This is a genomic window from Microbacterium sp. 5K110, assembly GCF_005774735.1.
Taxonomy (GTDB): Bacteria; Actinomycetota; Actinomycetes; order Actinomycetales; family Microbacteriaceae; genus Microbacterium.
In genome coordinates, this window is the sequence record NZ_VBUM01000051.1 from 1 (window position 1) to 25,085 (window position 25,085).

Genomic DNA, 25,085 nt, shown 5'->3' on the forward strand with positions numbered 1-25,085 from the left:
CCTCAGTACACGTACTCCATCAGCTCCACGCCGAGCACGCGGAACGCGTCGTGCGCCCGGAGGCGGTGGGCGATCGAGAGGTCGTCGAAGTTGACGATGAGGGCGTAGGCGACTCCGGCCCGCGGACCGCCGAGCACGCCGGCCTCGGCGCGAACGCCGTCCGAGCGTCCGGTCTTGTTGACGAACAGCAGGCCGTGGCGGTCGTTCTCGTGCGCGAACGGGTCCAGGCCGGTCGCGGATGCCACGAGCGACAGGTCGTGGTTCAGGCTCAACCACTCCGCCACCTGGGCGCTCACCCCCGGGGAGACGACGGTGGAGTTGACCAGCCCGGCGAACACGGCCGCCATCTCGCGCGCCGTGGACAGCGCCAGGTGCGGGGCGTCGTCGGGCCCGCGGTCGTCGCGGAAACGGTCCAGCAGGGCGGTGCGGCGCAGACCGAGCTGCTCGATGCGCGAGCGGACGGACGGCAGGCCCACGCGCTGCAGCAGTGCGTTCACGGCCCACGCGTCGCCCGCGGATGCCGCGAGCACCGCCACGTCCGCCAAGGGAAGCGCGGGGGCTTTGAGGTGCTGCCACACTCCCCCGGTCGACGCGGTGTGCACGCTCGCGCGGTCGATGATCTCGAGCGCGTCGACGCGCCCCGCCTCGATCGCGGCCGCGATCTCGATCAGGAGCGGGACGACCCCGAGCCCGGCGACGGGGAGAGTGACGAAGTCGTCGCCCTCGAGCACCGTCGAACCGCCGTCGAGGTCGTCGATGCGCACCGACACCTTCGCCCCGGATGCCGCGAGCTCGTCGAGGGCGCGGAGCGTCGCCGTGAACGACCGGCGTCCCGCGGCGGCGCGCCGGGGCAGACGTCGCGGTCCTTTGCGCGCCGACCCGCGGAGCGCCGGGGCGTCGCGTCGAGACGACTCCACGGGCACTCCGGCGGGATCGGGTACGGCGGGCTCGGGAACCGGGGGCATGTCCACGAGCGTGGCTCCTTCCGGGTCAGAAGAGCAACAAACGCCACCTCACCAAATGGTGACGCGCTGGTCGGCGTCCAACCACAGGGCGTCGCCCTCGGTGACGTCGAACGCCGCGTAGAACGCGTCGATGTTACGCACGATCTGGTTGCAACGGAACTCGTTCGGCGAATGCGGGTCGATCGTGAGGAGCCGGATGGTCTCGGCATCCCGGCCCTTCTGCTGCCAGATCTGCGCCCAGCTGAGCAAGAGTCTCTGGATGCCGCTGTACCCGTCGACCACGGGACCGTCGGCCGGCTCGTCCTCGCCGAGCGACAGCCGGTAGGCGCGGATCGCGATGCCGAGGCCACCGAGGTCGCCGATGTTCTCGCCGATCGTGAGGGCGCCGTTGACGTGGTGCTCCTCGCTCAGCCCCTGGGGGACCAGTGCCTCGTACTGGGCGATGAGCGCCTTCGTGCGCTCCTCGAACGCCGAGCGGTCGGCATCCGTCCACCAGTCGCGCAACGACCCGTCGCCGTCGAAGCGGCTGCCCTGGTCGTCGAAGCCGTGACCGATCTCGTGGCCGATCACCGCGCCGATGCCGCCGTAGTTGGCGGCGGCGTCGCGATCGGCGTCGAAGAACGGGTACTGCAGGATCGCCGCGGGGAACACGATCTCGTTCATGAGCGGGTTGTAGTACGCGTTGACCGTCTGCGGCGTCATGTACCACTCGTCGCGGTCGATCGGCTCGCCGACCTTCGCCAGCTGCCGGTCGTGCTCCCAGACGTGCGCGCGCTGGACGTTGCCGACCAGGTCGGCGGCGTCGATCTCGAGCGACGCGTAGTCCTTCCACTTCACGGGGTAACCGATCTTGGGCGTGAAGGCATCGAGCTTGGCGAGCGCGCGCTGTCGGGTCTCGGGCGTCATCCACTCCAGCGACTCGATCGACTCGCGGTATGCCTCGACGAGGTTCTGCACCAGCACGTCCATGGCATCCTTCGCCGTGGGCGGGAAGTGCCGATCGACGTACACCTTGCCCACCGCTTCGCCGAGGGCCGCCTCGACCAGGCCGACGCCGCGCTTCCACCGCTCGCGGTTGACGGGGACGCCGGTGAGCTGCGTGCCGTAGAACGCGAAGTTCTCGGCCACGAACTCCTCAGACAGGAATGCGGCGGCGGAGTGCACGACGGCGAAGCGCAGCCAGGCCTTCCAGTCGTCGAGACGCTCCTCGACGAGGAGCGCGCCGAGGGACTCGAGGAAGCTCGGCTGGTACACCACGACCTCGCCGAAGGCGTCCTCGTGACCGGGGGCCACGCCGGCCCGCCACGGCGCCAGATCGATGCCGGCGAGGCCGATCATCTCGTCCCACGCGCGGAGGTTGTAGGTCTTCACCGCATCGCGACTGTCTTCGCGCGACCAGTGGTGGGCGGCGAGCTCGGTCTCGAGCGCGACCACCCGATCCGCGGATGCCGCGGGCTCGGCGACACCGGCGAGGGCGAACATGCGCTCGACGTGCGCACGGTAGGCGGTGCGCGTCTCGGCGAAGTTCTCGAGCCGGTAGTAGCTCTCGTCGGGCAGCGACAGCCCGCCCTGGTAGATCACCGGAACGTAGCGGGTGGGGTTGCCCGGGTCGGGCTCGACGAACAAGGTCAGCAGACCGCTCACACCGTCGCGCTCGAGCTCGCCGACGAGACGGAGGAAGCCGGGCACGTCTTCGACGGCGTCGACGCGCGCGAGCTGCGCGGCCAGCGGCGCGGCTCCCGCCTCCTCGATGCGGTCGGTGTCCATGAAGCTCGCGAACAGATCGCCGATCTTGCGGGCTTCGCTGCCCGGCTCGGCCTGCTGCGACTCCTCCACGATGGTGCGGACATCCTTCTCGGCCTGCTCGGCGATGAGATGGAAGCTGCCCCAGCGGGCCTTGTCGTCGGGAATCTCGGTGCGCTCCATCCAGCGGCCGTTCACGTGACGGAACAGGTCGTCTTGCGGGCGGATCTCGTCGCTCAGTTCTTCGAGCGCGAGACCGGAGCGGGGGGTCTCGGTCATGCAGACAGGATAAGTGCCCCCGATCCGTGAAGGCTCCGGATGCCGCGCCGACGGGCCGTGTCGGGAGCCCGCCGTAGGCTCGGACGGTGACCACCCCCGCACCGGCGACGCTGAACCGCGCGATCCTGCGCCTCGCCGTCCCGGCGTTGGGCGCGCTCATCGCCGAGCCCCTGTTCCTCATCGTGGACGGCGCCATGGTGGGCCATCTGGGTGTGGCGCCGCTGGCCGGACTCGGCATCGCCGGAGCCGTTCTGCACACCGTGGTCGGGCTCATGGTGTTCCTCGCGTACGCCACGACTCCCGCCGTCGCCCGGCGGTTCGGTGCGGGCGAGTTCGGCCGCGCGGTGTCGGTGGGCATCGAGGGCATGTGGTTCGCGCTCACGATCGGGGCCGTCCTCGCGCTGGTCGGAGTCCTGGCCACCCCGGCACTGGTCGACGTGTTCGGGGCGGCGCCCGACGTCGCCGAGAACGCCCGCGTGTACCTGTCGATCTCGATGTGGGGGCTGCCCGCCATGCTCGTGGTCTTCGCCGCGACGGGACTCCTGCGCGGCATGCAGGACACCGTCACGCCGCTGTGGATCGCCGGCCTCGGCTTCGGTGTCAACGCCCTGCTCAACGCCCTGTTCATCTACGGCTTCGGCTGGGGGATCGCGGGCTCCGCGATCGGAACCGTCGTCGCGCAGTGGGGCATGGTCGGCGCGTACGTGATCATCGCCACCCGCCTGGCCCGCCGCCATGCGGCCTCGCTGCGCCCCGAGGTCGGGGGCCTGCGCGGTACCGCGCGCTCGGGCGGGTGGCTGTTCCTGCGCACCCTCAGCCTGCGCGCGGCGTTCCTGGCCACCGTCGCCGTGGCGACCGGGCTCGGCTCGGCCGAGCTGGCGGGGTGGCAGATCGCGTTCACGATCTTCTCCACGGCCGCCTTCGCCCTCGACGCTCTCGCGATCGCCGCCCAGGCGCTCGTGGGCAAGCACCTCGGATCGGGCGACGCCCTCGGCGTGCGCCACGTGCTGTCGCGCACGGTGGCCTGGGGGCTGTGGTTCGGTGTCGTGGTGGGCGGGATCGTGGCGGCGGCATCCGGGGTCCTGGGTCTGGTCTTCACCGGCGATCCGCAGATCGCCGCGCTGATCCAGCCGGCACTGCTCGTGCTCGCCGTCGCGCAACCCCTCGCCGCTTTCGTGTTCGTCCTCGACGGCGTGCTCATCGGCGCCGGCGATGCACGCTACCTCGCCATTGCGGGGGTCCTGAATCTCGTGCCCTACATCCCCGCCCTCGTTCTCGTCGCGCTCTTCGCCGGCGGCGGGGCCGCGGGCCTGGCCTGGTTGGCGGCGGCGTTCTTCGGGGTGTACATGCTGGCCCGCGCGGCGACGCTCGGGCTGCGCGTCCGCGGCCGCGCGTGGATGACCGCGGGCGACTGACACCCGCGCCGCCCGCCCCGCGCCCGGCCGAACGCCCACGCGTCTTTCAGGAGCCGCACGTACGGTGCGGACATGAGGTCGACCCGCCCGGCCCTCGCGGCCCTTCCCGTTCTGCTCGTTCCGGCGCTGCTGGCGCTCGCGGGGTGCACCTCCGGTGCCCCCGAGCCCGTGGCATCCGGGACCTCGTCCTCGCCCACGCCATCATCATCCACGCCGTCACTCTCGCCGTCGGCCCCTACACCCGGCGGGAGCCTCCCCGACGACGCGTCGTCGCTCGAGCAGTGGGCGGCGCGCGCGCTGCCCGAGAACGGCTTGGGCGGGAGCACGGCGGTCGCCCGCGGCACCGGCGGGGTCGGACCCACGGGCGCGAGCGTCGATCTGGACCCCGTCGGCGGGTCGTGGGACGTCGTCGTTGCGTGCGAGAGCGCGACCGGCGCCCCGCTCGTCGTCGAGATCGGCGGGGCGGCCGGCCTCACCACCGACGTCCCCTGCGGCGCCCCCGGCCAGGCCGGCGCCGCGCCGACGACGATCCGGTGGGATGCCGCCGAAGCCGCGACTCTGCGCGTGGACTCGCCCGTCGAGGCGGTGTTCGCGTACGAAGTGCACCCGCGCGCGGGCACCTGAGCTTCATCGGCTTTTCACGCGCCCGACACCCGGTATCCCTATCCTGGACGGATGCGGGGGCATATTGCGGGGACGCTCATCGTGGCCGTGTCGTTGATCGTCGCGATGGCCATCTTCTGCGCGGGCGGCTACTACTTCGTCGGCTACCAGGAGTGGGACGTTGGCGCGGCGACCTACGTCTACCGGGACAGGCCGTTCTCGGGAGCGGTGCTGGGAGCGTCGGTCGTCGCCAGCGGAGTGGTGCTGTGCGGCGCGGCGATGCTGGTCCTCCGCGTCGCGCGCAGGCAGGGAACGCCCATGATCGACGACTGTCCCGTGCGCGCGGACGTACGCTGAGCCGAGCCCGCGGTCAGCTTCCGGGCTGGTTGGCGAACGATTGCCCCCGGCCGCGCTGGTTGTCGTCGTTCGGCGTGACCGGCACGTACGCGATCTGAGAGCCGGCCGTGCTGGCCGGCGTGGCCCCCGTCCCGCCCGAGTACAGGAGCGTGAAGGTCACGACGTCGCCCTCGGCGAGCGGTCCGGTGAAGGCGAAGTCGACGGATCGTCGGCCGCCGGAGACGGTGTTGGTCCGCTGCGACAGCAGGTCGGGGGACGCCGCGCCGTTGAGGGCGATGTTCTGCAGGACGACGTCGTCGGCCAGGGCCGGGTCGAACCCCACCGTGACCCTGTCCTCGACGGCGGTGGGGTTGGGCCCGATGGAGGTGAGGGTGGCGTTCGTGGGCCGGTACGCGGATCCGTCTCCGGAGGCCACCAGTTCGAAGTCGGCCGTCAGCGTGGCTCCGAACGGGGTGGCGTCGACGGGCTCGCCCGGGTTGTTGACGAACACGTTGTCAGAGGGTCCCGCGTCGGCCGGCTCGACGAGCACCCAGGAGGCGCCGGCGTCAGCGGGTGCGAGAGTGTCGTTGGGGTAGTCCCCGAGGAAGGTCAGGGTGGGTCGCACCAGGATGCCGGTGAACGAATCGGTGTCGGGGGCCACGGTCGCGGCGAAAGAGACCGTGTAGACGGCGCGGTCGTCCGAGAGCGTCGGCCCGCTGAAGCTCGCGGCCCGGGCGCCCTCACCGTCACGGGTGTCGTAAGTGAAGCCCGTGACGTCCCACAGGCGACGATCGACCTCCAGACGCAGGATCACGGGACCGGTGTAGACCTCGCTGGTCGTGTTTCCGACGACGACGCCGGACGGCTCGCTGGCGTCGTAGCGCTGCGTGAGCGACGGCGTGAACATCGGGATAGAGCTGCCGAACTGCGGAGGAAGCAGCGCGAGGTTCGCGGTGGTGCTGGCGCTGGCCGCGGGGGCGGCGACCGCGAGGGCGACGACCGGAACGGACCACGCTCCTGCTTTGAGGATCGAACGGCGATCGGGGCCGGTCGGCTGCGGAATCGTCTTCGAGGCAGAACTCATGAGGGATCGGTCCATCCATCCGGGGGCGAGCATGGCGTGTCCGGTGAATTCTGCGCGGTCCGGACGCGATTATCTGCCCTTTGCGGATGAGAAAACTCTCATCTCCAGCGGCGACACCACTCGTACATGACCACGGCGGCAGCGGACGCCGCGTTGATCGATCGGGTCGATCCGTACTGCGTGATCTCCACGACGCCGCTCGCGGCCGCCAGCGCCTCCGGCGACAGCCCCGGCCCCTCCTGACCGAACAGCAGCACGCACGCCTCCGGCAGGTCGGCGCGATCGACGGGGACCGAGCCGTCGACGTTGTCGATCGCGAGGATCGGCAGGCTCGCCTCGGCGGCCCAGGCCGCGAAGGCCGCGACGTCCTCGTGGTGGCGCACGTGCTGGTAGCGGTCGGTGACCATCGCGCCGCGGCGGTTCCAGCGGCGTTTGCCGATGATGTGCACTTCCGCCGCGAGGAACGCGTTGGCGCTGCGCACGATCGACCCGATGTTCAGGTCGTGCTGCCAGTTCTCGATGGCGACGTGGAACGGATGCCGTTTGGCATCCAGATCCGCGACGATCGCTTCCATCGTCCAATAGCGGTAGTCGTCGACGACATTGCGCCGGTCACCCTCGGCGAGCAGTTCGCGGTCGTACCGGGGGTCGTCGGGCCAGGATTCGGGACCACCGGGCCAGGGGCCGACCCCGTGCGTCGGGAGCGGGGTCTCTTCCACGTCGGTCACCGATCCAGGCTAGCCGCGCGGACGGCGGCACTCGTTTTTCGGTCGCCCGAAAAATCGCTAAGGTTTCGGCATGCCGAAAAATATGGATGCCGTCGACCGCCGGCACGCGCCGGCCCGGGCGATGTGGCTGCTGGGCCCGGCCATGGTCGCCGGGGTGGCCTACCTCGACCCCGGCAACGTCGCCAGCAACATGACCGCCGGGGCGCTCTTCGGATACCTGCTGGTGTGGGTCGTCGTGCTCGGCAACGTCATGGCCTGGCTGATCCAGTACCTCTCGGCCAAGCTCGGCATCGTCACGGGCGAGAGCTTGCCCCAGGTGCTGGGCCGGCGCCTCCAGCGACCGTGGGCGCGCCGGGCGTACTGGCTGCAGGCTGAGCTCGTGGCGATGGCCACCGACGTCGCCGAGGTCATCGGCGGCGCCGTCGCCCTCCACCTGCTCTTCGGCATCCCGCTGCTGTGGGGCGGAGCGATCACGGGCGTCGTGTCGATCCTCCTGCTCATGGTGCAGTCGCGCCGGGGGGCGCGGGCGTTCGAGACGGTCCTGATCGGACTGCTCCTGATCATCGCGATCGGCTTCACCGCCGGGCTGTTCTTCGCGCCGCCCGACCCCGCGGGGGTCGTCGGCGGGCTGGTCCCGCGCTTCGAGGGCTCGACCTCGGTCCTCTTGGCCGCCTCGATCCTCGGTGCCACGATCATGCCGCACGCGATCTACGCGCACTCCGCGCTCAGCCGGGACCGTTTCGCCCCCGCGGAGCCCACCGCCGCCGCCGACCTCGAACGCGCCCGGGGCCTTTCCACCGCCCGTCTGCTGCGGGCGACGCGCTGGGACGTCACGATCGCCCTCGCCGTCGCCGGCACCGTCAACCTCGCGATCCTGCTGCTGGCGGCGGCCAACCTCGCGGGTGTGGACGGAACCGACAGCCTCGAAGGCGCGTACGCGGCGCTGCGGGACGGCCTCGGTCCGGTGGTCGCGACGCTCTTCGCGGTCGGCCTGCTCGCGAGCGGCCTGGCCTCGACCTCGGTCGGGGCGTACGCCGGCGCCGAGATCATGCACGGCCTGCTCCGGGTCCGCGTGCCGCTGCTCGCCCGCCGCCTGGTCACGCTGATCCCGGCGCTGATCATCCTGGGGGTCGGCGTCGACCCGACCCTCGCGCTCGTACTCAGCCAGGTCGTGCTGTCCTTCGGCATCCCCTTCGCCCTCGTCCCGCTCGTGGCGCTGACGGCGCGACGCGACGTCCTGGGCATCCACCGCAACCGCGCCGTCACGACGGCGGCGGGGGTGGCCGCGTCGGTGTTCCTCATCGCGCTGAACGCCGTGCTCCTGTGGCTGGTGTTCACCGGCGGATAGGCTGGTCCCGTGGAATCGCCCGTGGCCGACGACTATCTCAAGGCCATCTACCACCACACCGAGTGGCAGGACGATCCGATCACTCCGTCGCAGCTCGCCGGCGTGCTGGGCCTCGCCCCCTCGAGCGTCACCGAGATGGTGAAGAAGCTCGCGGCGCAGGGACTCGTCCGCCATCGTCCGTACGGCCCCGTGTCGCTCACTGCCGCCGGCGAACGACGTGCCGCCTCGGTCATCCGTCGGCACCGCCTCATCGAGACGTGGCTCGTCCGCGAGTTCCGCTACGCGTGGGACGAAGTGCACGACGAGGCCGAGATCTTGGAGCACTCGCTGAGCGACCGCCTGCTCGAGGGCATCGACGAGCGGCTGGGACGCCCCCGGTTCGATCCCCACGGCGATGCGATCCCGGATGCCACCGGCGCCGTGCACCGTGAACCCTTCGTGCTCCTCGCCGAGGCGGCATCCGGACACTCCGGGCGCGTGCTGAGGGTGAGCGACCGCGACCCCGAACTGCTGCGCGCACTCGTCGCGCGCCGTATCGACGTCGGGCACGAGCTCGAGGTGGTCTCGCACACCGTGGTGCGCGCCGACGGCGTCGAGGTGTCGCTGCCCGACGGGGCGGGCGACTCGGTCTGGCTGACGCGCTGAGGATCGCCGGCCGCCGATCCCACTACGCTGACCCCACCGGCTCCCGCGGAGCCGCAGAGCGGGAGGCATCCATGACCACCACCGTCGAACTCCGTCGGCCCCTCCCCGTGACCATCGCCGTCGCGCTCGTCTACGTCGGCGGACTGCTGAACACCGCGCTCGGCGTCCTCGTGCTGCTGTCGCGCTACGAGGTCGACGCCGACGACGTGCTGCCGGTGTCCCTCGTGGGTGCCGCGACGATCCTGCTCGGCCTGCTCACCGTCGCCGGCGGCTCCTCACTGGCGCGCGGGAGCCGCCTGGCGCGGAACCTGCTCACCGGCTATCTGTCGCTGCTCGTGGTGCTGCAGGCGCTGTCGCTGGTCCTGACCGAGCTCGAGCCGACGATCGTGATCGCGATGGTCGCTGCGCTCGCCGTCGTCGCCGCCGTCTGGATCCCTCCGAAGGCGCGGCGTTACTTCCGCCGGGCGTCGCCCGACGCCGCAGCACCCGCGCCCACGATCTGACCCGCGCGAAGCGGCGCCGCGCCGCGCCGTCCCGCTCTACCCGCGCGCGGCCGCGGGCGTCGGCGAGGGTGCGGATGCCGCCGACTCGAGGGTGCGTCGCACGAAGCGCCGGTGCGCGAACCGCACCACCTCGATCGCGCCCACGGCGATGATCACGACGCCCGTGATGAGCCACGCCCCGTCTTCGCCCGGGTCCTGCAGCTGGAAGAACTGCCCCAGGATCGGCACGGTGAAGATCGCGGTGAGGGCGATGAACATCGCCCCGATGACGAGCACCTTCACTCGGGTGACCGGTCGCGACAGCACCGTGAGCACCCAGATCGCGACGATGGCGAGGATGATCGTCGCGCCCGTCCGCACCTGCTCGACGCTCAGCCCCATCGCCAGCGCCGCGCGCGTGTAGAGGGTCAGGGCGATGGCGATCACGAGCCCCGCGGGGATCGCGAAACTCAGTGACCTGCGCAGGAATCCGGGCACGTACCGCTGCGTGTTGGGCAGCAGGGCGAGGAAGAAAGCCGGGATGCCGATCGTCAGACCGTCGGTGATCGACAGCTGGCGCGGCAGGAAGGGGAACTCCATCACGAGCGCGCCGAACAGCACGGCGAGCCCGGTCGCGTAGACCGTCTTGGTGAGGAACAGCATCGAGACCCGCTCGATGTTCGCGATGACCTGGCGGCCCTCAGCGACGACCGAGGGCAAGTGGGAGAAGCGGCCGTCCAGCAGCACGAGCCGCGCGACCGCCTTCGTCGCCGCGGCTCCGGAGTTCATCGCGATGCCGATGTCGGCCGCCTTGATGGCCAAGGCGTCGTTGACGCCGTCGCCGGTCATGGCCACGACGTGACCGCGAGACTGCAGGGCCGTCACCATGCGCTTTTTCTGGTCGGGGGTCACGCGACCGAAGACCGTGTGGTCCTCGAGGATGCGGCCCAGCTCGACGTCGTCGTCGGGCAAGCGGCGGGCGTCGTACCCCTCGTCGACGTCGAGTCCGACCTCGCGCGCGATCGCGGCGACCGTCCGAGGGTTGTCGCCCGAGATGACGCGCACCCCGACGCCCTGCGCACGGAAGTAGGCGAGGGCCTCGGCGGCATCCGGACGCACCGCCTCGACGAAGGTCAGCACCGCCACGGCGACCGCACCGTCCGGCAGGCGCTCGGCGGCGACGTCGGCCTCGTCGAGCGCGACGGCGGTGTAGCCGAGCACCAGTGTGCGCCGGCCGGAGGAGGCCAAGCGGGTGACCGCCTCGCCCAGGACGGTGCCCGCGTCCGCCGCGACGTCGCCGAACACCATCTCGGGAGCCCCGAGCACCCACGTGCCGGCGGCACCGTCGGCGAACGACACGGCGCTCCACTTGCGCGCCGACGAGAACGGGATGCGGTGCGCGACGGTCAGCGACGCCCCGACCGGGAACGGCTCCCGCAGACACTGGGCCGTCGCGTTGGCGTCGTCGGCCGCGCCGTACCAGGCGAGCGCTGCCCGCCATCCGTCGACCGGCTGCAGTTCGAGGGCCGCGTCGAAACGGATCTCGCCCGCCGTCAGCGTCCCGGTCTTGTCGAGGCAGATGACGTCGACCCGCGCGAGCCCTTCGACCGCGGGGAGCTCGTTGACGAGCACCTTCTTCCCGGCCAGACGCGCGGCGCCCACCGCGAACGCGATCGAGGTCATCAGCACGAGCCCGAGGGGGATCATGGCCGTCAGCGACGCGATCGTGTTGACCACGGCCTGCGACCACGTGCCCTGCTGCCAGGCCTCCACCCATCCCCCGGCGACCATCATCTGGGCGTTCAGCACGAGGAGACCGATGGGGCCGATCCCCCATCCGACCCACTTCAGCACGCGGTCGATCGACGTGCGCAGCTCGCTCGAGACGAGCTGGAACCTCTTGGCCTCGGCGGCGAACGTGTTGGCGTAGGAATCAGCGCCCACCCGGTTGACCCGGGCCGTTCCCTCACCGGCGACGACGATCGACCCCGACAGCGCCTCGTCGCCGGGTCGCTTGTCGACGGCATCCGACTCGCCAGTGAGCATCGACTCGTCGATCTGCAACGCACGCGAATCGACCACGACGGCGTCGGCGGGCACCTGATCGCCCGCGCGCAGCACGAGCAGATCGTCGCGCACCACCTCGGCCGGAGCGATCTCGGCATCGACGCCGTCGCGGCGCACGCGCGCCCGCGGGGCGTTCAGCAGCGCGAGGCGGTCGAGGGCGGCCTTGGCCCGGAACTCCTGAACGCAGCCGATGACCGCGTTCGACAGCGCGGCGATGCCGAACAGGGCGTCCTGCCACCGACCGAGCAGGAGGAGCACGAGGAAGCACGCGCCCACGATGCCGTTGAACAACGTGAAGACGTTGGCGCGCACGATGTTCCACGCCGAACGGCTGCTGTCCGCGACGAAGGCGTTCGTCTGGCCGGCGGCGACCCGCTCGGCGACGGCGGACGCGGTGAGACCCTGGGCGTCGTCGACGCTCGTCTGCTCCATGCGATCACTGTACGGGCACCCTCCGACGACGGCCGCCGGTTCAGGATGCCGTGCGCCGGACCCGTTCGAACGGCCAGCGCACGTGGGTCGCCGTTTCGCACGCGAGCCAGAGATCGGCGCCGAGCCCGCCGTCGCGCGTGCGGCGGGCGGGGGTCGCCGGGCGCGGGACGCCCCGGGCCACGAGCGCCGGGCCGTACATCGTGCCGCCTTCGGCGAGCGGGTCGGTCAGGGCACGGACGAGCGCCCAGGCGCCCTCGTCCTTCGATTGCGTGAAGGGGGCCTGCAGGTTGTCCACGAAGCGCGTGAGCCGGCTCGGCTCGTTGACACCCCGGATGCCGCGCGTGCGACCGCTCGTGGAGTACCCGGGGTGGGCGACGAGGCTCTCGACCGGGACGCTGTGCGCCCGCAGACGGCGGTCGGCCTCGAGCGCGAGCGCGGTCGTCGCGGCCTTCGACTGCACGTAGGCCCGCCACGGGGTGTAGCCCTCGACGAGTTCGGGATCGGTGGGGACGTGCTTCCAGATCGAGGTCGACATGCTGCCGACCCAGACCATCCGTCCGCGCGCCGCGGCCAGGGGGGTCAAGAGTTCACCGCCGAGCGCGAAGTGGCCCAGCACGTTCGTGGCGAACACCCGCTCGTGCCCGCCCGCCAGCTCGCGCGTCTTCGGCGGGTGGACGATGCCGGCGTTCATCAGCAGCCCGTCGAGTCGTCCGCGCGCCCGCACGGTCGCGGCGGCGGCCCGCACCGACCCGAGATTGCTCGTGTCCAGCAGCAGCGTCTCGATCGAGGCATCCGGGTGGGTGCGCTTCACGGCCTCTTTGGCGAGGACGAGCCGGTTCGGGTTGCGACCGGTGAGCAGCACGTGCGCACCCGCGCCCGCGAGCTGTTCGCACGCGAAGTACCCCAGACCGCGAGTGGCCCCGGTGACGAGGTACGCGCGGCCGGAGAGGTCGGGGAGATTCCGGGGGTCCCACTCGTCGCGCGCCACCCTTCGACCCTAACGAGATCGTGCGCTGCCGTCACGGGTGCATTCCGGATGCGGAATACCGATCTCGTGAACTTTTTCGTCCCGGCGTGTGACGAATCGCGCCGTCGGTCCGTCACATCGGTGAGCACATCCGCTCCGCCGCGGCGATCGCCCCGGCGAGACATCTGAATTCACGGAAGGAACCGATCATGGGCCTCGACGACAAGATCAAGAACGCCGCTCAGGACATCGTGGGCAAGGCCAAGGAGACGATCGGCAACGCCACCGACAACGACAAGCTCGCCGCCGAGGGCAAGGCCGACCAGGTCAAGGCCGACGCGAAGAAGGCCGGCGAGAACGTCAAGGACGCGTTCAAGTAAGCCGCACCGCTGTTCGGCGGGCCGCTGCCTCCGGGCGGCGGCCCGCTTGTGCGTCGACCCGGTGGCCGTGTCGGGCCCCGGGGATAGGCTGAGCCCATGCGAACCCGTGGCGACGTGGAGTGCTGGCTGACCGACATGGACGGCGTGCTCGTCCACGAGAACACCCCGATCCCCGGTGCCTCCGAGCTGCTCGCGCAGTGGCGTGCCGAGGGCACCCCGTTCCTGGTGCTCACCAACAACTCGATCTTCACCCCGCGCGACCTCAGCGCACGCCTCCGGTCGTCGGGCCTGGTCGTCCCCGAGTCCTCGATCTGGACGTCGGCCCTGGCGACCGCGGACTTCCTGCGGTCGCAGATGCCGGGCGGTTCCGCCTTCGTCATCGGCGAGGCCGGGCTCACTACCGCGCTGCACGAGGCGGGGTTCATCATGACCGAGACCGCGCCCGATTACGTCGTGGTCGGCGAGACGCGCAACTACTCGTTCGAGGCGATCACCAAGGCGATCCGTTTCATCCGCGACGGTGCCCGCTTCATCGCCACGAACCCGGATGCCACGGGCCCCTCCACCGAGGGGGTCTTGCCCGCGACGGGCGCGATCGCCGCTCTCATCACGAAGGCCACCGGCAAGGAGCCCTACATCGTGGGCAAGCCGAACCCCATGATGTTCCGCTCCGCCCTGAACCGCATCGGGGCGCACTCCGAGAACACCGGCATGATCGGCGACCGCATGGACACCGACATCGTGGCCGGCATCGAGGCGGGGCTGCACACCGTGCTCGTGATGACCGGCATCAGCGATCAGGCCGAGATGGAGAAGTACCCGTTCCGCCCCGACGAGATCTTGGCATCCGTCGCCGACCTGGTGCGGAGCGAGCCGATCGAGACCGACCTCGCCGACGGCGAAGAAGGACTCAGCGAAGGCCTCTGACGTGGGCGCGCTCGATGACGGGGTGAGGGTCGCGGCGGACGATGCCGCCGCCTGGGCGCTCTGGCTCGAAGCGAACCACGCCACGTCGAGGGGCGCCTGGCTGCTGCGCGGCCGCGGCACCGAGTCCGGACGGTTCGTGGCCTACGAAGAAGCGATCTGCGAAGCACTGTGCTTCGGGTGGATCGACGGGCCGGTCCGCGTGTTCGACGAAGTGAGTTCGGGGCTGTGGTTCGCGCCGCGCCAGCCGAAGAGCGGGTGGGCCGCGACGAACAAGGCGCGCATCGCCCGGCTCGAGGCCGAGGGGCGCCTCCGCCCGCCCGGCATCCGCGCGCTCGAGGTCGCCCGCGCGAACGGGGCATGGGAGGTGCTCGACGGGCCCGAAGCGGGCATCGAGCCGCCCGACCTCACCGCGGCGCTCGACGCCGTGCCGACGGCCCGGCGCAACTGGGACGCGTTCCCGCCGTCGAGCCGCAAGTTCGGTCTCACGCAGATCGCGATGGCCGTGCGTCCGCAGACGCGCGAGGCGCGCATCGCGAGGATCGTGGCCGACGCCGCCGAGGGCAAACGCCCCTGATCGGGGAGGATCGACGCATGGACGATCGCACGCTCTGGCTTCTCACGGCCTTCCTCATCACCGCCGGAACGCTCGTGGCGTTCCTCGTCCAGTGGCGGCGCTCCCGGCGCGGCGGCGGCCGCGACCCGTTCGACGGCCCGGGCGACGGCACCGACTGAGCTGCGGGGCCGAGGCTTCGGCATCCGGGTGTCGCGTTACCGGAACAGGGGATGCGACCGGAACAGGGGATGCGACCGGAACAGGGCGATCCGCCCGGAATCGGCCTGTTCTCGCCGCACCGCCTGTTCTCAGCACAGCGCCGCGGGGGCTCCGGCAGCCCGCCCGTCACCAAAACAGGGGATGTCACCGAAACAGGGCGATCCGCCCGGAATCGGCCTGTTCTCGCCGCACCGCCTGTTCTCAGCGCAGCCGACGGCCGCGACGCAGCGCGGCGACCGGGCTCCCGGCATACCGCCCGTCACCAAAACAGGGGATGCCACCGAAACAGGGCAATCTGCCCAGGATCAGCCTGTCCTCGGCGCAACGCCTGTTTTCGACACGGCGCCGCGGGGGCTCCGGCAGCCCGCCCGTCACCAAAACAGGGGATGTCACCGAAACAGGGCGATCCGCCCAGAATCAACCTGCCCTCGCCGCAGAGCCTGTTCCCGGCCCACCACCTGCCCCGGCACAGCGCCGCCGAACGGATTACTGCGGCTGAAGCCCCAGGTCGTCGAGGTCGATGGATGCCAGCCACTGCAGTCCCGCGGCCTCGATCGCGGCCTGCGCTCCGGTCTTGCGGTCGACGATCACGGCGACCGCGACAACCTCAGCGCCCTCGCGGCGCAGGGCCTCGACGGCCGTGAGGGCCGACTGGCCGGTGGTCGAGGTGTCCTCGACGACGACGACGCGCTTGCCCGCGACGTCGGCACCCTCGATCTGGCGACCGCGGCCGTGATCCTTGGGCTCCTTGCGGACGACGAACGCGTCGAGCGGGTGCCCGGCGTGCACCGACTCGTGCATGACCGCGTTGGCGATGGGGTCGGCGCCGAGCGTCAGTCCGCCGACGGCGACGACGCCGTCGAGGTCCTTCACGAGGTCGAGCACGAGACGGCCGATCGCGGGGGCCGCACGGTGGTCGAGCGTGAGCTTGCGCATGTCGACGTAGTACGTCGCCTTCTTGCCGCTCGAGAGGGTGAAGTCGCCGTGGAACACCGCCTCGGCGTTGATCAGGCCGATGAGGGCCTGGCGGTCGGCTTCGAGCTCGGGCGTGGAGGCGGCAGTCACGGCGTCGAGTCTATTGCTCCGGACGCGTCACGCCCGCGGTCATCCATCCGGAGCAGCGCACGGCCGTGTCCCCACCCGAAAGTAGGCTGGATGCCATGCGCCTGGCCACCTGGAACGTCAACTCCGTCCGCGCCCGCGTCGCCCGCACCGTCGAGTTCTGCGTGCGCGAGCACATCGACGTGCTGGCGATGCAGGAGATCAAGTGCAAGACGGAGCAGTTCCCGTACGCCGCGTTCGAACAGGCGGGGTATCACGTCGCCGCGCACGGCCTGAACCAGTGGAACGGCGTGGCGATCGCCAGCCGTGAGCCGCTCGACGACGTCGAGATCGGGTTCCCCGGCATGCCCGGGTTCGAAAAGGGCAAAGAGGGTCCCGACCTTCCGCACGAGGCCCGCGCCATCGGCGCGACGATCGGCGGTGTACGGGTGTGGAGCCTGTACGTTCCCAACGGACGCGGGCTCGACGACCCCCACTACCGCTACAAGCTCGACTGGCTCGAGGCCCTCCGCCGCCACACGGAAGACACGCTGGCCGCGAACCCCGACCTGCCGCTCGCCCTCACCGGCGACTTCAACATCGCCCCGACGGATGCCGACAACGGCGACCCCACGGTGATCGAGGGCGTGACCACCCACGTCTCGCCGCCCGAGCGCGCCGCCTTCGCCGCGTTCGAGTCCGCCGGACTCACCGACGTCGTTCGCCCGCTGATCCCCACCGGCTACACGTATTGGGACTACAAGCAGCTGCGCTTCCCCCGCAACGAGGGGCTCCGCATCGACTTCATCCTCGGCTCGCGGGCGTTCGCCGACGCCGTCCAGGGCGCCGAGATCCACCGCGACGAGCGCAAGGGCGAGATCCCCAGCGACCACGTCCCCGTCGTCGCCGACCTCGACCTCTCCCGCGGGGAAGACGACGACGATCTGCCGATGATCTTCGGCTGACGCCCGCCGGGGACTTTCTTCTGCGCCCTGTCGATTCCGCTCGTCGTCGTTCGACGCGATAGTAGGGGCAATCATCCGCGCCCCCGGAGCTCACGGCGAGCAGAGAAGAGACGAGACCATGACGAAGTACATGCTGATCATGCGCGGCACCGACGAGGCGTACGCGGCATACAAGCAGATCCCCTTCGAGCAGATCATCAACGAGATGGGCGCCTACAACGAGGCGATGATGACGGCGGGCGTGCTCGTCGCGGGCGACGGCCTCGCCGACGACATGAGTGCGAACTTCGTCGTCGAGTTCGGCGGCGAAGAGCCCGTGGTCACCGACGGCCCCTACGGCGAGACGCACGAGCTGTTCAACGGCTTCTGGATCATCGAGGTGTCCTCGCGCGACGAGGCGATCGAGTGGGCGCGACGCGCGCCGCTCATCGCCGGCAACAAGCTCGAGGTGCGCCGGGTGACCGACGAGACCGACTTCGCGGCGTTCGCCGACAACGAGTACATCCAGAAGGAAGAGGGGTGGCGTGAGGAGCTGTCCGGGCGGTGACCCCCGACCTCGAGGTCTCGCGCCGCGTCGCGGCGATCTGGCGCATAGAGGGCGCCCGGATCGTCGCGGCGCTGGCCCGCGTGGTCGGTGACCTCGGCACGGCAGAAGACCTCGCACAGGACGCGCTGGTCGACGCCGTCGAGCAGTGGGGTCGCGACGGCGTGCCCCGGAACCCGGGGGCGTGGCTGACGGCGGTCGCGAAACGGCGCGCGATCGACGGGTGGCGGCGCGAGCAACGCCTCGGCGAGAAGTACCGCCTCCTCGCCGCCGACCTCGACGAGGTGGCCGACGACGTGTGGGAGCCCATCGACGACGACGTCCTGCGCCTCGTCTTCGCCGCCTGTCATCCGGTGCTCTCCCGCGAAGCACAGGTGGCGTTGACACTGAAGATCGTGGGCGGTCTCGACGCCGAGGCGATTGCGCGTCTCTTCCTCGTCCCGGTCCCGACCATGCAGCAGCGGATCCTCCGCGCCAAGAAAGCACTGAGTGCGGCGCGCGTGCCGTTCGCGGTGCCCGAGCCCGCGGAGTGGCCCGCGCGGCGCACCGCGGTTCTCACCGTCGTCTACCTGATCTTCACCGAGGGCTACGTCGCGAGCACGGGCGATGCGGTCTTGCGCACCGAGCTCGCCCACGAGGCGCTGCGCCTCGGCCGCGTGCTGTGCCGCCTGCTCCCGCGCGAGCCGGAGGTCCTCGCCCTCTCGGCCCTGATGGAGCTGCAGGCCTCTCGCTTCGCGGCCCGCGTGGACGGGAACGGGGATGCCGTGCTCCTCGCCGACCAGGATCGGCGGCGCTGGGATCGCTCGGCGATCGCGCGCGGCTCCATGCTCCTCGACCGCGCCGACGCCCTCGGCCGCGGGCGGGGGCCGTACGCGCTGCAATCGGCGATCGCCCTCTGCCACGCCGGGGCGGAGAGCGTGGATTCGACCGACTGGGATCGCATCGTGCTGCTGTACGAGATGCTCGGCCGCCTCAGCCCCAGCCCCGTGGTGGAGCTGAATCGTGCTGTCGCGGTGTCGATGGCATCCGGTCCCGCCGAGGGTCTCGCGATCGTCGACGCCCTGGCGGCGAGCGGTGTGCTCCGCGGATCCCATCTGCTCCCGTCCGTGCGCGGCGAGCTGCTCGCGCGGTCGGGACGAACCGCGGAGGCGCAGGCTCAGCTGCGGGAGGCCGCGACCCTCAGCCGCAATGCCCGGGAGGCCGCCCTCCTGCGGAGGAAGGCCGACGCGCTCAGCGTGTGAGACGCGCGATCTTCGCCGCGGCGCGACTGCCGGTGGACACCGCGCGAACGGAATCCCCCCGCGCGCAGACGACGGACCGCCCATGCCGCGTGGCCCCGGCAGGCCGCCGGACGCACGACGGCGGGGCCGGGATGCACCCCGACCCCGCCGTGCGGGAGCCTCAGACCGCGGGGACCTCGGCGGGCGCGGTACGCGCCACCAACGTGACGAGCGCCTCGATGATCGAACGCAGGAACGCCGCGGTGCCCTCGTCGGTGACCGTGCCGTCCTCTTCGAACAGGCCGGGCGTGGACTGGATGTAGCCCTCGGGCTGGCCGAGAACCAGGGCGTTGTAGTGCAGGAGCACCGCACGCAGGTGCTGCTGACCGGCCGCGGTGGCGATGCCGCCCTGTGACGTGCCGACGACCGCGGTGGGCTTGTCGTTGAACGACGCCTCGCCGTAGGGGCGCGCCGACCAGTCCAGCGCGTTCTTCAGCACGCCGGGGATCGAGCGGCTGTACTCGGGGGTGACAATGATGACGCCGTCGGCATCCTCGATGGCGCCCTTGAAGTCCTGCGCGACCGGCGGGAAGTTCCCGTCGTAGTCGGGCGAGTAGAAGGGGAGGTCTTTGATCGGGATCTCCTTCAGGGTCACGCCCTCGGGCGCCACCTTCTCGAGCGCCTTGGCGAGCCGGCGGTTGATCGAGGTGCTGGAGATGCTGCCGACGATGTAGCCGATCGTGTAGTCGGTCACGGTGATCCTCTCTCGGATGGCGGGGGCGCGAAGCGCCCGGGTACATTCAGGTGCAAGTTTTTCCGTTCCCGTTCTCTTCCCCGCCGGGGTTGACTCCGTCGGACGGGGGATGCCACGCGGTGAGGGCCGCAATAACGTGGGAGGATGCCGAACCTCACCCGCGCGCAGTGGCGCAGCGACATCGCGTTGGCCGCGGTCATGTTCGTGGGCGGGCTGCTGAGCGCGGTGCTCTCGGCGGTCGCGGGGCTGTACGGCGACCAGCAGGCGGAGTTCATCCTCGCCGTGGTCTACGTCACGGTGCTCGCCGTGCCGCTCGCGTTCCGGCGACGCTGGCCGTCGATCGTCGCCGTGATCGTGTCGGTGGCCTACTTCTTCGCCGTGACGCTGCGCATTCCCGAGATCTACGCGGGCAATATCGCGATGTTCATCGCGATCTACACCGTCGGCGCGTGGTCGACGAACCGGCGGCGCGCGGCGATCGTGCGCGTCGCGATCATCGCCGGCATGTTCGCGTGGCTGTTCGTCGTGATGTTCCAGGACGCCATGATGCCCGTCGACCAAGTACCCGAGGGCTTCCCCTCGCGCACGGGCGCGTTCTCGCCCTTCGTCGCGTCGCAGCTGCTCGGGTTGGGGCTCAACGCCCTCTTCTTCGGCGGCGCGTACTTCTTCGGCGAGCGCTCACACCAGCAGCGCGTGCAGCGTGCCGCCCTGGAGGAGCGGACCGCCGAGCTCGAGGCCGAGCGCGAGATCACCGCGGCCCAGGCCGTGGCCCTGGATCGCGTCCGCATCGCGCGCGAACTGCACGACGTCGTCGCGCACCACGTGTCGCTGATGGGCGTGCAGGCGGGGGTCGCCCGTTCGGTGATGGAACGCGACCCCGAGAAGTCCCGCGCCGTCCTCAGCGGGATCGAGGAGTCGGCCCGCACGTCGCTGCGCGAGCTGCGGCAGCTGCTCGAGACGCTGCGGACCCCGGATGCCACCCGCTCCGGCGCCGCACCGGCCGACACCGCTCCGACCACGCACGGCCTGTCCGCGATCCCCGCCCTCGTCGAGGAAGCGGTCGCGGCGGGGCTCCCGGCGACCTTCGCCGTGATCGGTGAGCCCGCGATCGAGCCGTCGCCGGTCGTGCAGGTGAACCTGTTCCGCATCGCCCAAGAGGCGCTGACCAATGCCCGTCGGCACGCGGGGCCGGGGGCGACCGCCGATGTCCGCGTGCGCTTCGATCACACGGGCGTCGAACTCGAGGTGACCAACACCGGACGCCGTGGCTCGACGACCCCGGGCCTCGGCCAGCGGGGCATGCGCGAGCGCGCGGCCGTGTCGGGGGGCAGCATCGAGATGGGCCCGCGGACACGCGGGGGGTATCTCGTGCGCGTGCGGGTGCCCCTCGTCGACGCGGAGGTGTCGCATGTCTGAGCTGCGCGTTCTCCTCGTCGACGACCACGCCATGATGCGGGCCGGGTTCCGCACGATCCTCTCGCTGGAGCACGACATCGAGGTGGTCGGTGAAGCGGGCACCGGCGTCGAGGCGATCTCGGCGGCCGCGACGCTGCAGCCGAACGTGATCTGCATGGACGTGCAGATGCCCGACATGGACGGCCTGGAGGCGACGCGACGGATCGTCGCGGACGCCGCCTCGGATGCCGCGGTCCTCATCGTGACGACCTTCGACCGCGACGACTACCTGTTCGAGGCCCTCGCGGCGGGGGCGAGCGGTTTCCTGCTGAAGAACGCGGGACCGGAGGAGCTCGTCGCGGCGGTCCGCATCGTCGGCGCCGGAGATGCGCTGCTGGCCCCCGAGGTCACGCGCCGCGTGATCGCCCGGTTCGCCGGCAGCGGCGGTGACGCCCCGGCATCCGTCGCCCTCGCCCACAGCCCCGCGACCGCGCCCGCCGTGGAGCCCCTCGTCCTGAGCGACCCGCTCACCGACCGCGAGGCCGAGGTGCTGCGCCTGGTCGCCGAGGCGTTGAGCAACGCCGAGATCGCCGCCCGGCTCTTCATCGGCGAGGCCACGGTCAAGACGCACGTCTCGAACGTGCTGCAGAAGCTCGGCGCGCGCGACCGCGTGCAGGCCGTCGTCCTGGCCCACCGCCACGGCCTGACCTGACCTCCCCCTCACGACGGAGGACGAGAACCCACCCCCGGGCGGATACGCCGCCGCGCCGCCGTCCGTAGCGTGGATGCCATCACCAGAGAGGGGTGGACCGTGCTCGAACTGAACGGCATCACCAAGAGCTACGGCGGACGCCGAGTGCTCGACGACGTCAGCTTCACCGTGGCCCCCGGCCGGCTGACCGGCTTCGTCGGCGGCAACGGCGCGGGCAAGACCACGACCATGCGCATCGCGCTGGGCGTTCTCGGCAAGGATGCGGGCACCGTCGCGATCGACGGCGCGGCGCTCACCGCGGCCGACCGCCGCCGGTTCGGCTACATGCCCGAGGAACGCGGCCTGTATCCGAAGATGAAGGTCGCCGAGCACATCGCGTACTTGGCTCGACTGCACGGTTTCGGCAAGGCCGAGGCCACCGCCAAGGCCACGGCGCTGCTGGAACGCCTCGGCCTCGGCGAGCGCCTCGGCGATCTGGTCGAGACGCTGTCGTTGGGAAACCAGCAGCGTGCACAGATCGCCGCCTCGCTCGTGCACGACCCCGACGTGCTCATCCTCGACGAGCCGTTCTCGGGGCTCGACCCCCTCGCGGTCGACGTCGTCGCGGCAGTCCTGCAGGAGAAGGCGGCCACGGGCGCCGCCGTGCTGTTCTCGTCGCACCAGCTCGACGTCGTCGAGCGCCTGTGCGACGACCTCGTCATCATCGCCGGGGGCACGATCCGCGCCGCCGGAAGCCGCGACGCGCTCCGCGCCGAGCACGCCACGCACCGGTACGAGCTGCTGTCCGGCGGTGACGCCGGGTGGCTGCGCGAGCAGCCGGGGATCACCGTCCTCGACTTCGACGGCGGGTACGCCGTGTTCGACGCGGTCGACGACGAGGCGGCGCAGGCCGCCTTGCGCTCCGCGGTCGCACGTGGCGACGTCGCCAGCTTCGCGCCGCAGCGTCCGACGCTCGCGGACATCTTCAAGGAGGTCATCCAGTGAGCACCGTGAACCGTTCCCGGCCCGACCGGGCGCCGAGCGAACTGCAGAGCGTGTGGCTGGTCGCCGAACGCGAGATCGGCTCGAAGCTGCGCAGCAAGGCGTTCGTGATCTCGACGGCGATCCTCGTCGTCGCCGCCCTCGCCTCGGTGCTGTGGGGCGGTTTCGCCGCGCGCGACGCGGGCGGAAGCGGCATCCCGGTCGCGGTGACGGGTCAGACCCAGTCCGCGCTCTCGGGGATGGACGGCATCGACGTGACCGTCGCGGACTCCGACGACGCCGCCCGCGGCCTCGTCGAGGACGGCACGGTGGATGCCGCCCTGGTGTCGGGATCGTCGAATCCGGCGTTCGACTACACCGTCGTGGTCAAGGACGGCGTCCCGGGCACGCTGCTGCAGATGCTGAGCGAGACGCCCGAGGTGCAATCGCTCGAGCCGGGCGCCGGTGCGGCCGACGCGCTGCGGTACCTGATCGCCCTCGGGTTCGGCCTCGTGTTCCTCATCGCCGCGAGCACGTTCGGCGGCACGATCGCTCAGAGCGTCGTCGAAGAGAAGCAGACGCGGGTCGTCGAGATCCTGATCTCGGCCATCCCGGTGCGGGCGCTCCTCGCGGGGAAGGTGCTCGGCAACACGATCCTCGCGATGGCGCAGATCGTGCTGCTCGCCGCCGTCGCGGTGGTCGGTCTCGCCGTGACGGATCAGGTGGGGGTGCTCAGCGCCCTCGGCGCACCGATCGCGTGGTTCGCGATCTTCTTCCTGTTCGGATTCGTCCTGCTGGCGTCGCTGTTCGCGGCGGCGGCGGCGATGGTGTCGCGCCAGGAGGACATCGGAGCGACGACGACACCCATCACGATGCTGATCATGGCGCCGTACTTCCTGGTGATCTTCTTCAACGACAACCCCGTCGTGCTGACGATCATGTCGTACGTGCCGTTCTCGGCACCGGTGGGGATGCCGCTGCGGATGTACCTCGGCGACGCGCAGTGGTGGGAGCCCGTGCTGTCGCTGCTCGTCCTGATCGCCTCGTGCGTCGCGGCCATCGCGGTCGCCGCTCGGATCTACCAGAACTCCCTGCTGCGCATGGGGGCCCGCGTCAAGCTGGCAGAGGCGCTGCGGGGCTGACCGGCTCGGGCCCGGTCACCAGCGGGATGGATGCCATGGCTTCTGGCATCCATCCCGCTTCTCATTCTTCGAGGACCGCGAGGACGTTGCCGGCCGGGTCGCGGAACCACGCGATCAGCGGGCCACCCTCGCGCATGATGCCGCGCGGGTCGGTGGGGAAGTCCGCGTCGTCGTAGATCTTCGTCTCGACGCCGCGCGAGCGGAGATCGTCGACGGCGGCCTCGACGTCGGCCACGGGGAAGTTCAGCACCGTGAACGACGCCGGGACGTGGTGCGGCTTGCCGTACACGAGGACGATCCCCCAGATGCCAGATGGAGGCGGAGGAATCCTGATCCCTCGAGCACCTCCACGCGCAGGCCGAGGGTATCGGCGTAGAAGCGGTGGGCGGCGTCGAGGTCGTCGACGGCGAATCCGGAGAACGCGCCTTCGGAGTGGAACATGGTCGTGCCCTTCTCTAGTTCTGCCTCACATAGGCCGTGACGCTCTCGGACGGCCGGACCGGCGTCCCCGCGACGGCGTCATCGGCGGGGTCGCCGATCGCGACGGTGAGCTTCTCGTCCACCCCGAACACCGCGGCCCCGGGCCGGCCGCCGCTCGCGCACCCCGCCGACCACGGCCGGTTCTCGGTGGAGGTGAAGACCGCGATGCATTCCCCATCCCCGTCGTCGGGGACGGCGAGGTAGATGCGGAAGTCGCGGATCGTCGCGATGTAGCGGATGCTCGCCGGGTCGATGCCGCTGTCGGACAGGATGTCGCCGGAGATGACCTCCTCCGCGGTCTGCGCGAACGCGAGCTCGGGAAGGGCCGGTGCCGAGGCGTCGGCGGGAGCTGGCTGGGTGGCCGCGGCGAAGCCGATCGCGGCCCCGAGGCCGACCAGGGCGACCGCGGCGAGCGCGGTGAGGATGCCACGGGTGACGGGACGGGGCGTTCGCGGGGTGGCATCCATCGGCTCGTCGGGCGCGGGTGGCGTGGACGGTGCGGGCGGCGCGGGCGGTGCCGGCGCATCCTGTGCGGGGTCCGCCCGGATCTGATCCTCGAGCGTGCTGAGCCGGGCGATCTCGTCGGCGGTGGGCGCGGTCCCGCGCCCGCCGCACACGCGCTCGCGCAGCCGCGCCAGCTCGACGTCCTCGTCGCTCATGCCTCGACTCTGGGGCGCGGCGGGTGGGGCGGCGCTGTGG

Annotated in this window: 26 protein-coding genes and 1 pseudogene; 17 read left to right on the plus strand and 10 right to left on the minus strand. The window is 71.1% G+C overall.

Features of this window, described 5'->3' with window-relative positions:
• Positions 1-2: 2 nt before the first annotated feature.
• Both FE256_RS11820 and FE256_RS11825 read right to left on the minus strand, forming a co-directional pair.
• The gene (locus tag FE256_RS11820) at positions 3-965 is read right to left on the minus strand and encodes a serine hydrolase (RefSeq protein ID WP_138175892.1); all 963 of its coding nucleotides are present in this window, start codon (positions 963-965) and stop codon (positions 3-5) included.
• A 48-nt stretch (positions 966-1,013) separates the two neighbouring features.
• Positions 1,014-2,987, minus strand: a complete 1,974-nt coding sequence (locus FE256_RS11825) for a M13 family metallopeptidase (RefSeq protein ID WP_138175850.1) — start codon at positions 2,985-2,987, stop codon at positions 1,014-1,016.
• A gap of 86 nt (positions 2,988-3,073) precedes the next feature.
• On the opposite strand from FE256_RS11825, the gene FE256_RS11830 reads away from it, so the two are divergent.
• From FE256_RS11830 to FE256_RS11840, 3 genes are all read left to right on the plus strand, one after another.
• Positions 3,074-4,402, plus strand: a complete 1,329-nt coding sequence (locus FE256_RS11830) for an MATE family efflux transporter (RefSeq protein ID WP_138175852.1) — start codon at positions 3,074-3,076, stop codon at positions 4,400-4,402.
• 72 nt (positions 4,403-4,474) lie between these two features.
• On the plus strand, positions 4,475-5,026 hold the full coding sequence (locus FE256_RS11835; RefSeq protein WP_138175854.1) for a hypothetical protein: 552 nt from the start codon (positions 4,475-4,477) through the stop codon (positions 5,024-5,026).
• A gap of 51 nt (positions 5,027-5,077) precedes the next feature.
• Complete coding sequence (locus tag FE256_RS11840; protein ID WP_138175856.1) at positions 5,078-5,362, plus strand: hypothetical protein; 285 nt, start codon at positions 5,078-5,080, stop codon at positions 5,360-5,362.
• Positions 5,363-5,375: 13 nt separating this feature from the next.
• On the opposite strand, the gene FE256_RS11845 is transcribed toward FE256_RS11840, so the two are convergent.
• Both FE256_RS11845 and FE256_RS11850 read right to left on the minus strand, forming a co-directional pair.
• The gene (locus FE256_RS11845; protein WP_138175858.1) at positions 5,376-6,425 is read right to left on the minus strand and encodes a hypothetical protein; all 1,050 of its coding nucleotides are present in this window, start codon (positions 6,423-6,425) and stop codon (positions 5,376-5,378) included.
• Between the two features lie 98 nt (positions 6,426-6,523).
• A complete protein-coding gene (locus tag FE256_RS11850) occupies positions 6,524-7,144 on the minus strand; it encodes a TrmH family RNA methyltransferase (protein ID WP_138175894.1) in 621 nt (206 codons plus the stop codon).
• 79 nt (positions 7,145-7,223) lie between these two features.
• On the opposite strand from FE256_RS11850, the gene FE256_RS11855 reads away from it, so the two are divergent.
• The 3 genes from FE256_RS11855 to FE256_RS11865 all read left to right on the plus strand — a co-directional run bounded on the left by FE256_RS11855 (position 7,224) and on the right by FE256_RS11865 (position 9,649).
• Complete coding sequence (locus tag FE256_RS11855; protein WP_171024314.1) at positions 7,224-8,501, plus strand: Nramp family divalent metal transporter; 1,278 nt, start codon at positions 7,224-7,226, stop codon at positions 8,499-8,501.
• A gap of 9 nt (positions 8,502-8,510) precedes the next feature.
• Positions 8,511-9,146 (plus strand): metal-dependent transcriptional regulator, encoded by a 636-nt coding sequence (locus FE256_RS11860; protein ID WP_138175860.1) that lies wholly within the window; start codon positions 8,511-8,513, stop codon positions 9,144-9,146.
• A 71-nt stretch (positions 9,147-9,217) separates the two neighbouring features.
• Positions 9,218-9,649: a hypothetical protein gene (locus FE256_RS11865; RefSeq protein ID WP_138175862.1), complete on the plus strand. Its 432-nt coding sequence runs from the start codon at positions 9,218-9,220 to the stop codon at positions 9,647-9,649.
• 36 nt (positions 9,650-9,685) lie between these two features.
• Here FE256_RS11865 and FE256_RS11870 read toward each other — a convergent pair whose 3' ends face one another.
• Both FE256_RS11870 and FE256_RS11875 read right to left on the minus strand, forming a co-directional pair.
• A complete protein-coding gene (locus tag FE256_RS11870; RefSeq protein WP_138175864.1) occupies positions 9,686-12,127 on the minus strand; it encodes an HAD-IC family P-type ATPase in 2,442 nt (813 codons plus the stop codon).
• Between the two features lie 40 nt (positions 12,128-12,167).
• Positions 12,168-13,115 carry an SDR family NAD(P)-dependent oxidoreductase gene (locus tag FE256_RS11875; RefSeq protein WP_138175866.1) on the minus strand — a complete coding sequence of 316 codons (948 nt, stop codon included), beginning with the start codon at positions 13,113-13,115 and terminating at the stop codon, positions 12,168-12,170.
• Positions 13,116-13,303: 188 nt separating this feature from the next.
• On the opposite strand from FE256_RS11875, the gene FE256_RS11880 reads away from it, so the two are divergent.
• From FE256_RS11880 to FE256_RS18190, 4 genes are all read left to right on the plus strand, one after another.
• On the plus strand, positions 13,304-13,474 hold the full coding sequence (locus FE256_RS11880; protein WP_138175868.1) for a CsbD family protein: 171 nt from the start codon (positions 13,304-13,306) through the stop codon (positions 13,472-13,474).
• 96 nt (positions 13,475-13,570) lie between these two features.
• Positions 13,571-14,401, plus strand: a complete 831-nt coding sequence (locus FE256_RS11885; protein ID WP_138175870.1) for an HAD-IIA family hydrolase — start codon at positions 13,571-13,573, stop codon at positions 14,399-14,401.
• 1 nt (position 14,402) lies between these two features.
• Entirely contained in the window at positions 14,403-14,975 is a 573-nt protein-coding gene (locus FE256_RS11890) for a YdeI/OmpD-associated family protein (RefSeq protein WP_138175872.1), read from the plus strand.
• Positions 14,976-14,992: 17 nt separating this feature from the next.
• On the plus strand, positions 14,993-15,133 hold the full coding sequence (locus FE256_RS18190) for a hypothetical protein (protein WP_171024315.1): 141 nt from the start codon (positions 14,993-14,995) through the stop codon (positions 15,131-15,133).
• A 526-nt stretch (positions 15,134-15,659) separates the two neighbouring features.
• On the opposite strand, the gene pyrE is transcribed toward FE256_RS18190, so the two are convergent.
• On the minus strand, positions 15,660-16,238 hold the full coding sequence (gene pyrE / locus FE256_RS11895) for an orotate phosphoribosyltransferase (RefSeq protein WP_138175874.1): 579 nt from the start codon (positions 16,236-16,238) through the stop codon (positions 15,660-15,662).
• A gap of 95 nt (positions 16,239-16,333) precedes the next feature.
• On the opposite strand from pyrE, the gene FE256_RS11900 reads away from it, so the two are divergent.
• The 3 genes from FE256_RS11900 to FE256_RS11910 all read left to right on the plus strand — a co-directional run bounded on the left by FE256_RS11900 (position 16,334) and on the right by FE256_RS11910 (position 18,964).
• On the plus strand, positions 16,334-17,179 hold the full coding sequence (locus FE256_RS11900; protein ID WP_138175876.1) for an exodeoxyribonuclease III: 846 nt from the start codon (positions 16,334-16,336) through the stop codon (positions 17,177-17,179).
• Positions 17,180-17,297: 118 nt separating this feature from the next.
• Complete coding sequence (locus FE256_RS11905; RefSeq protein WP_138175878.1) at positions 17,298-17,726, plus strand: YciI family protein; 429 nt, start codon at positions 17,298-17,300, stop codon at positions 17,724-17,726.
• The gene (locus FE256_RS11910) at positions 17,723-18,964 is read left to right on the plus strand and encodes an RNA polymerase sigma factor (RefSeq protein ID WP_138175880.1); all 1,242 of its coding nucleotides are present in this window, start codon (positions 17,723-17,725) and stop codon (positions 18,962-18,964) included. The genes FE256_RS11905 and FE256_RS11910 overlap by 4 nt, the downstream gene beginning before the upstream one ends.
• 160 nt (positions 18,965-19,124) lie before the next feature.
• On the opposite strand, the gene FE256_RS11915 is transcribed toward FE256_RS11910, so the two are convergent.
• Complete coding sequence (locus tag FE256_RS11915; RefSeq protein ID WP_138175882.1) at positions 19,125-19,697, minus strand: NADPH-dependent FMN reductase; 573 nt, start codon at positions 19,695-19,697, stop codon at positions 19,125-19,127.
• A 144-nt stretch (positions 19,698-19,841) separates the two neighbouring features.
• On the opposite strand from FE256_RS11915, the gene FE256_RS11920 reads away from it, so the two are divergent.
• From FE256_RS11920 to FE256_RS11935, 4 genes are all read left to right on the plus strand, one after another.
• Complete coding sequence (locus FE256_RS11920) at positions 19,842-21,113, plus strand: sensor histidine kinase (RefSeq protein WP_138175884.1); 1,272 nt, start codon at positions 19,842-19,844, stop codon at positions 21,111-21,113.
• Positions 21,106-21,804 carry a response regulator gene (locus tag FE256_RS11925; protein ID WP_138175886.1) on the plus strand — a complete coding sequence of 233 codons (699 nt, stop codon included), beginning with the start codon at positions 21,106-21,108 and terminating at the stop codon, positions 21,802-21,804. The genes FE256_RS11920 and FE256_RS11925 overlap by 8 nt, the downstream gene beginning before the upstream one ends.
• Before the next feature lie 99 nt (positions 21,805-21,903).
• Entirely contained in the window at positions 21,904-22,788 is an 885-nt protein-coding gene (locus FE256_RS11930) for an ABC transporter ATP-binding protein (RefSeq protein ID WP_138175898.1), read from the plus strand.
• Positions 22,785-23,906 (plus strand): ABC transporter permease, encoded by a 1,122-nt coding sequence (locus FE256_RS11935; RefSeq protein ID WP_138175888.1) that lies wholly within the window; start codon positions 22,785-22,787, stop codon positions 23,904-23,906. The genes FE256_RS11930 and FE256_RS11935 overlap by 4 nt, the downstream gene beginning before the upstream one ends.
• A gap of 61 nt (positions 23,907-23,967) precedes the next feature.
• Here FE256_RS11935 and FE256_RS11940 read toward each other — a convergent pair.
• Positions 23,968-24,347, minus strand: a pseudogene (locus FE256_RS11940) (VOC family protein).
• A gap of 14 nt (positions 24,348-24,361) precedes the next feature.
• Entirely contained in the window at positions 24,362-25,045 is a 684-nt protein-coding gene (locus FE256_RS11945; RefSeq protein WP_138175890.1) for a hypothetical protein, read from the minus strand.
• Positions 25,046-25,085 lie beyond the last annotated feature (40 nt).

Bases quoted from the DNA above. Each gene is read 5' to 3' on its own strand.
- FE256_RS11855 (WP_171024314.1), top strand. From the start codon at position 7,224: ATGCCGAAAAATATGGATGCCGTCGACCGCCGGCACGCGCCGGCCCGG.
- FE256_RS11925 (WP_138175886.1), top strand. From the start codon at position 21,106: ATGTCTGAGCTGCGCGTTCTCCTCGTCGACGACCACGCCATGATGCGG.
- FE256_RS11945 (WP_138175890.1), bottom strand. From the start codon at position 25,045: ATGAGCGACGAGGACGTCGAGCTGGCGCGGCTGCGCGAGCGCGTGTGC.
- FE256_RS18190 (WP_171024315.1), top strand. From the start codon at position 14,993: ATGGACGATCGCACGCTCTGGCTTCTCACGGCCTTCCTCATCACCGCC.
- FE256_RS11920 (WP_138175884.1), top strand. From the start codon at position 19,842: ATGCCGAACCTCACCCGCGCGCAGTGGCGCAGCGACATCGCGTTGGCC.
- FE256_RS11870 (WP_138175864.1), bottom strand. From the start codon at position 12,127: ATGGAGCAGACGAGCGTCGACGACGCCCAGGGTCTCACCGCGTCCGCC.
- FE256_RS11885 (WP_138175870.1), top strand. From the start codon at position 13,571: ATGCGAACCCGTGGCGACGTGGAGTGCTGGCTGACCGACATGGACGGC.
- FE256_RS11840 (WP_138175856.1), top strand. From the start codon at position 5,078: ATGCGGGGGCATATTGCGGGGACGCTCATCGTGGCCGTGTCGTTGATC.
- FE256_RS11845 (WP_138175858.1), bottom strand. From the start codon at position 6,425: ATGAGTTCTGCCTCGAAGACGATTCCGCAGCCGACCGGCCCCGATCGC.
- FE256_RS11825 (WP_138175850.1), bottom strand. From the start codon at position 2,987: ATGACCGAGACCCCCCGCTCCGGTCTCGCGCTCGAAGAACTGAGCGAC.
- FE256_RS11835 (WP_138175854.1), top strand. From the start codon at position 4,475: ATGAGGTCGACCCGCCCGGCCCTCGCGGCCCTTCCCGTTCTGCTCGTT.
- FE256_RS11900 (WP_138175876.1), top strand. From the start codon at position 16,334: ATGCGCCTGGCCACCTGGAACGTCAACTCCGTCCGCGCCCGCGTCGCC.
- FE256_RS11880 (WP_138175868.1), top strand. From the start codon at position 13,304: ATGGGCCTCGACGACAAGATCAAGAACGCCGCTCAGGACATCGTGGGC.
- FE256_RS11820 (WP_138175892.1), bottom strand. From the start codon at position 965: ATGCCCCCGGTTCCCGAGCCCGCCGTACCCGATCCCGCCGGAGTGCCC.
- FE256_RS11905 (WP_138175878.1), top strand. From the start codon at position 17,298: ATGACGAAGTACATGCTGATCATGCGCGGCACCGACGAGGCGTACGCG.
- FE256_RS11865 (WP_138175862.1), top strand. From the start codon at position 9,218: ATGACCACCACCGTCGAACTCCGTCGGCCCCTCCCCGTGACCATCGCC.